This is a genomic window from Pseudomonas defluvii (genome assembly GCF_001695625.1).
In the GTDB taxonomy this organism is placed as follows: domain Bacteria; phylum Pseudomonadota; class Gammaproteobacteria; order Pseudomonadales; family Pseudomonadaceae; genus Aquipseudomonas; species Aquipseudomonas defluvii.
The window spans coordinates 1-8813 of the sequence record NZ_MBPN01000149.1 but is presented as its reverse complement, the minus strand read 5'-3'; the positions used below and the strand labels follow the sequence as shown (position 1 = coordinate 8813).

Genomic DNA, 8813 nt, shown 5'->3' with positions numbered 1-8813 from the left:
TTCGGGGGTATCTTTGACTACGATCAAAAGCATGAGCGCCTGATCGAAGTCAACCGCGAGCTTGAAGACCCGAACGTCTGGAACAAGCCCGAATACGCCCAGGAACTGGGCCGTGAGCGCGCCATGCTGGCGCAGATCGTCGAGACCCTGGACGAAATGTCCGGTGGCCTGGCCGATTGCCGTGACCTGCTGGACATGGCCGTTGAAGAAGACGACGAAGCCGCTGTCGAGGACGTCGTCAGTGAACTCGACCGCCTGCGCGTCGCGCTCGAGAAGCTCGAGTTCCGTCGCATGTTCAGCGGCGAGATGGACATGAACAACGCCTACCTGGACATCCAGGCCGGTTCCGGCGGTACCGAGGCTCAGGATTGGGCCAACATTCTGCTGCGCATGTACTTGCGTTGGGCCGACAAGCGCGGCTTCGATACCACGATCATGGAGCTGTCCGAAGGCGAAGTGGCCGGTATCAAGGGCGCCACCCTGCATATCAAGGGTGAGTACGCCTTCGGCTGGTTGCGCACCGAGATCGGTGTTCACCGCCTGGTGCGCAAGAGCCCGTTCGACTCCGGCAACCGCCGTCATACCTCGTTCTCGGCGGTGTTCGTCTCGCCCGAGATCGACGACAAGGTCGAAATCGATATCAACCCGTCCGACCTGCGAATCGATACCTATCGTTCGTCCGGTGCCGGTGGTCAGCACGTTAACACCACCGACTCGGCGGTGCGGATTACCCACGTCCCGACCAACACCGTGGTCAGCTGCCAGAACGAACGCTCCCAGCACGCCAACAAGGACACCGCCATGAAAATGCTGCGGGCCAAGTTGTACGAGCAGGAAATGCAGAAGCGTAACGCCGCCTCCCAGGCCCTTGAAGACAGCAAGTCCGATATTGGCTGGGGGCATCAGATCCGTTCCTACGTGCTTGATGCATCGCGGATCAAGGACCTGCGTACCGGCATCGAACGCAGCGACTGCGACAAGGTGCTCGACGGCGATCTCGACGAATACCTGGAGGCCAGTCTCAAGCAGGGGCTATAACCCCTCCGAGACCTGCCACAAGTCCCTCGCCCGACGGGCGAGGGCAACGAACCCGTGATGGAAAATGTGAAGACATGAGCGACCTACAACTCGATCCGCAAGACCTGCAACAGGAAGAAAACAACCTGATCGCCCTGCGCAAGGAAAAACTTGCCGCTGTGCGCGAACAGGGTCAGGCCTTCCCCAACGACTTCCGCCGTGACAGCTACTGCAACGACCTGCAGAAACAGTATGTCGACAAGACCAAGGAAGAGCTGGAAGCTGCAGCGATCCCGGTCAAGGTTGCCGGCCGTATCATGCTCAACCGTGGTTCGTTCATGGTGATTCAGGACATGACCGGTCGTATCCAGGTCTACGTCAACCGCAAGACCTTGCCGGAAGAAACCCTGGCTGCGGTCAAGACCTGGGACCTGGGCGACATCATCGCCGCTGAAGGCACCCTGGCGCGTTCCGGCAAGGGCGACCTGTACGTGGAAATGACCAACGTGCGCCTGCTGACCAAGTCGCTGCGCCCGCTGCCAGACAAGCACCACGGCCTGACCGATACCGAAACCCGCTACCGTCAGCGCTACGTTGACCTGATCGTCAACGAAGACACCCGCCAGACGTTCCGCGTTCGTTCGCAGGTCATCAGCCACATCCGCAGTTTCCTGGCCAAGCGCGACTTCCTTGAAGTCGAAACGCCGATGCTGCAGACCATCCCTGGCGGCGCCGCGGCCAAGCCGTTTGAAACCCACCACAACGCGCTGGACCTGCCAATGTTCCTGCGTATTGCCCCGGAGCTGTACCTCAAGCGCCTGGTGGTCGGTGGTTTCGAGCGTGTGTTCGAGATCAACCGCAACTTCCGTAACGAAGGTGTGTCGACTCGTCACAACCCTGAGTTCACCATGCTGGAGTTCTACCAGGCGTACGCCGATTACGAAGACAACATGGACCTCACCGAAGAACTGTTCCGCGAACTGGCGCAACTGGTTCTGGGTAGCACTGATGTGCCGTATCAGGGCAAGGTGTTCCATTTCGGCGAGCCGTTCCAGCGTATCTCTGTGTTCGATTCGATCCTCAAGTACAACCCGGAAATCACCGCTGCCGACTTGCAGGACATCGACAAGGCGCGCGCCCTGGCCAAGAAGGCCGGTGCCGACGTCAAAGGTTTCGAGGGCCTGGGCAAGCTGCAGACCATGATTTTCGAAGAACTGGTCGAGCATAAACTCGAGCAGCCGACCTTCATCACCGAATACCCGTTCGAAGTGTCACCATTGGCACGTCGCAACAACAAGAACCCGAACGTCACCGACCGTTTCGAGCTGTTCATCGGTGGCCGTGAAATCGCCAACGCCTACTCCGAGCTCAACGATGCCGAAGACCAGGCCGAACGCTTCATGGCGCAGGTGGCCGACAAGGATGCCGGTGACGACGAAGCCATGCACTACGATGCCGACTTCGTACGTGCCCTGGAGTACGGCATGCCGCCTACCGCCGGTGAAGGCATTGGTATCGACCGCCTGGTCATGCTGCTGACTGACTCGCCGTCGATCCGTGACGTGATCCTGTTCCCGCACATGCGCCCACAGGCCTGAGCGTACTGAACAAGCCGCCTTCCGGGGCGGCTTTTTCTTGCCCGCAATAAGTTGATCGAATCGACAGTAATTCATAGAGGTAGACCTGTAGTGACTCCTGCAATGGCTCAACAAGGTGCTGCTGGCGTGGCCACAGCGGTGGCGGAAAGTGTTCAGTACCAGGGGCGCAAGGCGAGCCGTCGTGGCAGTGAGCAGCGTCGTCAGGAGATTCTCGACGCGGCGATGCGCATCGTTGTCCGTGATGGCGTGCGGGGTGTGCGGCATCGTGCAGTAGCCGCCGAGGCCGGGGTGCCCTTGTCGGCCACCACCTACTACTTCAAGGATATCGAAGACCTGCTGATCGACAGTTTTGCCCAGTACGTGGAGCGCAGCGCTGCGTACATGGCCAAGCTCTGGGAGCACACCGAAGTGGTGTTGCGTCAGTTGTTGTCTCAGGGCGACGGCAGTCCACAATCCCGAGCGCGCCTGGCCGACGAAGTGGCGAAGATGATGAGCGAGTATGTGCAACGCCAACTGCATAACCGCCGTAACTTCCTGATGGCCGAGCAGGCCTTTCGCCAGGAGGCGCTGCTGTGTCCGAAATTGGCCGAGCTGGTCAAGTCGCACGAGCAGATTTTGCTACGCGGCGCGGGCCAGATGCTTCAGGTCGTGGGGTCGCGTGAACCTCAGCAGGATGCCTTGGTGTTGACGGCGATAATCGAGCAGATGGAATATCAGGGCCTGCTCGATGCTGAACGACCGCACGCCGAAGCACAGATGCTCGCTATTCTTACGCGATACCTGCATCTGGTATTGGCTGCGGTCTAAGGCACGATCCATTTCAAGGAGAACCTGATGAAAGCCTGGCGTGTGCTGTTGGCCTTGTCGTTTTTACTGCTTGGCGGTTGTCTGGTTACCTTCAATGAACCCATTCCGGCGAATCAGCCGGCGCCCAAGGCGTTGCTCGGTAACTGGAGCAGCAAGGATGCCTGGGGCGAACCCTTGAAACTGCTGATCAGTCGCACGGGGGGCAATGCCTACAAGGCAGTGGCCACGGCCAAGGGCAAGCCACGCCAGGAATACACCTTCACGGTCTCGCGTCACGGTAATCGCTGGTATTTCTCGGCTGGTGTGCCGAAAAAGCTCGGCGGAAACTTCCTGATTGCCGGTTTTGACGTGATCGGTAGCAACGAGTTAGTGCTCTACAACCTTGATGTTGAACGGATCAACCAGGCGTTGGAGCAGAAGGCTCTCAGCGGTCAACGCTACGAAGTGCCGGAAGATAATGGCGAGGGTGTCCTGATCGACAGCCCTGCACAGCAGGTTTTTGCCTACCTGGATGACCCTGCCAACTCCGATCTGTTCATCGAAGTCGCGCGGTTTCAGCGCGCAGGCAAATAACCGATTCGAAGCAAGGAGTGTGGTGTGGACGAGTACCAGCAGACGATACGCGGCCTGTCTGATCGCATTGTTCAGGCACAGACGCCGATCCGCGTGCTCGATGCGGTGAAGTGGGACGATAGCATCCGCCAGGGGTTCCTCAAGGCCAAGGGCAAAGAGTTGCCGAAGGTGGACCGTGAATACTATCAAGGTCGACCACTGTCCTTTGACTCCAGTGCGGTGAAGCTTGAGTTTCAGAACATCGAGCGTGACATTACGCGCCAGCTTGGCCAGTTCAACCCGGTCGGGCAGATCATGCGACGCATGTGCAAGGAGTACCGCATGGTGGTGCGCATGCTTGAAGCGCGCGGCACCGAGGATTTCGGGCTGATCTCCCAGGAGCTCTACGGCGCCGCATCCGATGCCTTTCATGCCGGTGACCCGACCCTGTCCGATCTGGGCCTGATGCTCTCCGACTACCTGAACAACATCGATTGCCTGGGTGACCTGAAGGACGAGCCGAAGAACCTTACCGCCAAGCAGGCCGTGGAGATACTCCAGCATCGCTTGAACAAGGTGTTCGGTGAGGCGGAAGAGACCATCCGTGTATTCGAGTCGGACGGTATCGTTGCCGACGCGGCCGCCGGTGCCGACTACATCAAGATCCGCGCTGACGCGATGTTCAACAACCGCGATGTTCGCGCGTTGGAGGTCCATGAGGGGCTGGTGCATGTCGGCACCACCCTCAACGGCCTGAACCAGCCGATCTGTACCTTCCTGTCCAAAGGCCCGCCTTCTTCCACGGTCACCCAGGAGGGGCTAGCGATCCTCATGGAGGTGATTGCTTTCGCCTCCTACCCCAGCCGGCTGCGCAAGCTGACCAACCGCACCCGTGCCATTCACATGGTCGAGGAGGGGGCTGATTTCCTCCAGGTGTTCGAGTTCTTTCGCGCTCAAGGGTTTGGCATGCAGGAGAGCTATGGCAATGCCAGCCGCGTGTTTCGTGGCTCGGTGCCCAATGGCTTGCCATTTACCAAGGACTTGTCCTACCTCAAGGGCTTTATCATGGTTTACAACTATATTCAGTTGGCCGTGCGTAAAGGCAAGCTTGAGCAGATTCCTTTGCTGTTTTGCGGCAAGACGACGCTGGAAGATATGCGGACTCTGCGCCAATTGGTCGACGAAGGCCTGGTGGAGCCGCCCAAGTACCTGCCCGAGCAGTTCCGCGACTTGAACGCGCTGTCGGCTTGGATGTGCTTCTCCAACTTCCTCAATCACTTGAGCCTGGACCGTATTGAAGCCGACTACTCGAACATTCTCTGACGTCCTTGGCAGGCCGCTGTGCCTGCTTCTTGTGCTGTTGAGTCTGGCCGGCTGCAGTGCCTTGCTGTTTTACCCTGAGCCGGGCGAGCCCTTCACGCCGAAGCGAGCCAAGCTTGAGTACCGTGACCTCACCCTGACCGCTGCAGACGGTACGCGCCTGCATGGTTGGTGGTTGCCGGCCAAGGAGGGTGTAGCGGTCAAGGGGACGGTGCTTCACCTGCATGGCAATGGTGGCAACCTGGCGTTGCACCTGGGCGGCAGTTGGTGGCTACCGGAGCATGGCTATCAGGTGTTGATGATCGACTACCGGGGCTATGGCTTGTCGGAAGGCACGCCGAGTTTGCCTGAAGTCTATGACGACATTGCCGCGGCGATGGACTGGCTGCAGCAGGCGCCTGAAGCGCAGGGCAAGCCGCTGGTGTTGCTGGGGCAAAGCCTGGGTGGCGCCCTGGCCATCCATTACCTGGCGCAACACCCTGAGCAATCACATCGGTTCAAGGCCATGGTCTTCGACGGAGTGCCGGCCAGTTACCGGGATGTCGGGCGTAGTGCCTTGAGTTCGACCTGGTTGACCTGGCCTTTGCAGGTTCCGCTGTCATGGCTGGTGCCGGATGGCGACAGCGCGGTGCGCTCGGTCGGGCAATTGTCCGGGGTTCCGAAGTTGATCTACCACAGCATCGACGACACCACCGTACCCATGGTCAATGGTATCCGTCTGTATCAGGCGGCCCCACCACCGCGCGTGCTGCAGTTGACCCGTGGTGGTCATGTGCAGACCTTCAACGACCCGATTTGGCGTAAGGTAATGCTGCGCTTTCTGGAAGACCCTGAACATTTCAATGGACTGCGACGTTTGGCCGAAGTCCCCAATTACCCTGACGAGAAGTAGTAATGAGTGAAGAACGCAACGCCATCCCGCTGATCATCACCGGTGTCTGCAGCATCATTGGCACTGTCGGTGCGCTTTGGTATTACGGCTACCTGCATTTTGCCAAGCCGGAGGATGCGCTGCTGCTGTCCGACTTCACCATGCTCAAGACTGTTCCCGGTGAAGACTACAAGGTTTCGCTCAGCCCGGCGCCACAGGTGGCGCAATGCATCGATGGCGTGTTGGTGCTGTTCGACACCCAGCAGAAGGGCCTGACCGGCGTACTGGTCGACAACAAGAAGCAGGCGGTGCGTTGCATGGGGCAGGAGACGCCGCAGCAGGTACAGTAATACCGTCAATTGGCGGCGTCCCTATCGCTGGCAAGCCCGGCACCTACCGGTTTCAGTCGTTGGGCGCCTCTTTTTCCGCGCTTAAGGTCTGCAGGTAGTGTCGGGACAACGCTAGAAACCGGGGTGTTGGCCCGATGTCTTCATACAACGGATTGCCTTCTTCATCGGTTTCGATGACCTGTTGACCGCGGACATAAGGGAAGCTGGCCTCCAGCTCTTCGAGCGCGGCGCCGAGCAGTTCGCCGAGCAGTTCCTCGGGTTGACGCTTGGGGTACATCTCGGCCAGCGCCGCCAGACGCGCCGCGGCTTCGACATCCAGGTGCAACACATAACCGGTAGGGCTCATGCGCCCCGTGGCGGTCTGTTCCCAGTTCTGGGCAAGTTCGCGGATTTTCATGGTGACCTCGTTGAAGACGGATGGCCTTCTTTCAGCGTAGCTACTGGTCGCACTTTGGTCTGCCTTGAAGCACAGGCGGTACTGCGGCACTCTGATGTCATCGCTGTTTGCCCGCGTTGGAGATGAAGGCTGATGACTGGTATTGATGTGCGCTTGCGTGAAGACGTCCATCTGTTGGGCGAATTGTTGGGGGACACCGTACGCGAACAGTACGGCGAAGCTTTCCTGCAGAAAATCGAGGACATTCGTCGCAGCGCCAAGGCGGACCGCAGTGGCAGTGCCGAGCAACTGAGCTCCAGCCTCGACGGCTTGTCCGAGGACGAGTTGCTGCCGGTGGCCCGAGCGTTCAACCAGTTTCTCAACCTGGCCAACATCGCCGAACAGTACCAGTTGATCCGCCGCCGCGACGCGGATCAGCCCGAGCCGTTCGAGGCCAGGGTGCTTCCCGAATTGCTCGATCGCCTGAAAAAGGCGGGTCATAGCCCTGACGCATTGGCCCGCCAGCTCGGCAAACTGAGCATCGAACTGGTGCTTACTGCGCACCCGACCGAAGTCGCCCGCCGTACCTTGATTCACAAGTACGATGCCATCGCCGCGCAGTTGGCGGCTCAAGACCACCGCGACCTGACACCTGCCGAGCGTGCGCAGGTCCGCGAGCGCCTGCAGCGGTTGATTGCCGAGGCTTGGCATACCGAAGAAATCCGCCGTACTCGACCCACCCCGGTCGATGAAGCCAAATGGGGCTTTGCGGTCATTGAGAACTCGCTCTGGCAGGCTATCCCCAACCACCTGCGCAAGGCGGACAAGGCCTTGTTCGCGGCCACGGGTCTGCACCTGCCGCTAGAGGCTGCGCCGATTCGATTTGCCTCGTGGATGGGCGGTGACCGTGACGGTAACCCCAATGTCACCGCCACGGTCACACGCGAAGTGCTGTTGCTGGCCCGCTGGATGGCGGCAGACCTGTTCCTGCGAGACGTCGATTTTCTGGCCGCCGAGTTGTCCATGCAGCAGGCCAGCCCGGCGCTGCGGGCCAGGGTGGGCGAGCATGCCGAACCCTACCGGGCGTTGCTTAAGCAACTGCGCGAGCGCCTGCGGGCAACCCGAAGCTGGGCGCAGTCGTCACTGGCTGTTACGCAACCGGCATCCGCCGAGGTCTTGCACGACAATCACGACCTGATTGAGCCGTTGCGGCTCTGCTATGAGTCGTTGCATGAGTGCGGCATGGGCGTTATCGCTGATGGCCCGCTGCTCGACACCTTGCGTCGGGCGGTGACCTTTGGCCTGTTCCTGGTGCGCCTGGATGTGCGTCAGGACGCAGCACGGCACGCTTCGGCGTTGAGTGAGATCACCGATTATCTGGGGCTGGGGCGCTATGAGGATTGGGATGAAGAGGCGCGTATCGCCTTCCTGCAGACCGAACTGAACAACCGTCGTCCGTTGTTGCCACGGCATTTCCGGCCTCAGGCCGAGACGGCTGAAGTGCTTGCGACCTGCAGTGAAATCGCTGCCGCCCCGGCGGCATCGCTGGGGTCTTATGTGATCTCCATGGCCGGCGCGGCTTCAGACGTGCTGGCGGTACAGTTGCTGCTCAAGGAGGCGGGTGTTGCCCGTCCGATGCGGGTTGTGCCGTTGTTCGAAACACTGGCCGACCTGGACAATGCCGGGCCGGTCATGCAGCGTCTGCTGGGGCTGCCGGGCTATCGTGCGGGTTTGCACGGCCCTCAGGAAGTGATGATCGGCTACTCCGATTCGGCCAAGGACGCCGGTACCACGGCAGCGGCCTGGGCCCAGTACCGTGCCCAGGAAACCCTGGTGGAGATCTGTCGAGGCCGATCATCCCCCGGTGCGCAGTGCCCGTGATGTGGCAGGGCGTGCGGTATTCACCTTTCGTCAGGGCTGTT

At 60.1% G+C, this 8813-nt stretch carries 8 protein-coding genes and 1 pseudogene; 8 read left to right on the top strand and 1 reads right to left on the bottom strand.

The window, feature by feature from the left end; all coding sequences use genetic code 11:
* The 7 genes from prfB to EKA13_RS24550 form a co-directional block, all read left to right on the top strand.
* On the top strand, positions 1–1038 hold a 1038-nt coding region (prfB, locus tag EKA13_RS24580), incomplete at its 5' end, for a peptide chain release factor 2 (RefSeq protein ID WP_083199901.1).
* 74 nt (positions 1039–1112) lie between these two features.
* On the top strand, positions 1113–2615 hold the full coding sequence (lysS, locus tag EKA13_RS24575) for a lysine--tRNA ligase (RefSeq protein WP_065761728.1): 1503 nt from the start codon (positions 1113–1115) through the stop codon (positions 2613–2615).
* A gap of 102 nt (positions 2616–2717) precedes the next feature.
* A complete protein-coding gene (locus EKA13_RS24570; RefSeq protein ID WP_065761727.1) occupies positions 2718–3422 on the top strand; it encodes a TetR/AcrR family transcriptional regulator in 705 nt (234 codons plus the stop codon).
* A gap of 27 nt (positions 3423–3449) precedes the next feature.
* Complete coding sequence (locus EKA13_RS24565; protein WP_065761726.1) at positions 3450–3995, top strand: hypothetical protein; 546 nt, start codon at positions 3450–3452, stop codon at positions 3993–3995.
* 24 nt (positions 3996–4019) lie between these two features.
* Complete coding sequence (locus EKA13_RS24560) at positions 4020–5297, top strand: flavohemoglobin expression-modulating QEGLA motif protein (protein ID WP_065761725.1); 1278 nt, start codon at positions 4020–4022, stop codon at positions 5295–5297.
* Complete coding sequence (locus tag EKA13_RS24555) at positions 5269–6186, top strand: alpha/beta hydrolase (protein ID WP_065761724.1); 918 nt, start codon at positions 5269–5271, stop codon at positions 6184–6186. Before EKA13_RS24560 ends, EKA13_RS24555 begins: the two co-directional genes overlap by 29 nt.
* A 2-nt stretch (positions 6187–6188) precedes the next feature.
* Complete coding sequence (locus tag EKA13_RS24550; protein WP_065761723.1) at positions 6189–6515, top strand: PA3694 family proteiin; 327 nt, start codon at positions 6189–6191, stop codon at positions 6513–6515.
* A gap of 52 nt (positions 6516–6567) precedes the next feature.
* Here EKA13_RS24550 and EKA13_RS24545 read toward each other — a convergent pair whose 3' ends face one another.
* Positions 6568–6912 carry a pilin assembly protein gene (locus tag EKA13_RS24545; protein ID WP_065761722.1) on the bottom strand — a complete coding sequence of 115 codons (345 nt, stop codon included), beginning with the start codon at positions 6910–6912 and terminating at the stop codon, positions 6568–6570.
* Positions 6913–7044: 132 nt separating this feature from the next.
* On the opposite strand from EKA13_RS24545, the pseudogene EKA13_RS24540 reads away from it, so the two are divergent.
* A pseudogene (locus EKA13_RS24540) lies at positions 7045–8739 on the top strand (phosphoenolpyruvate carboxylase); the annotation flags it as partial.
* Positions 8740–8813 lie beyond the last annotated feature (74 nt).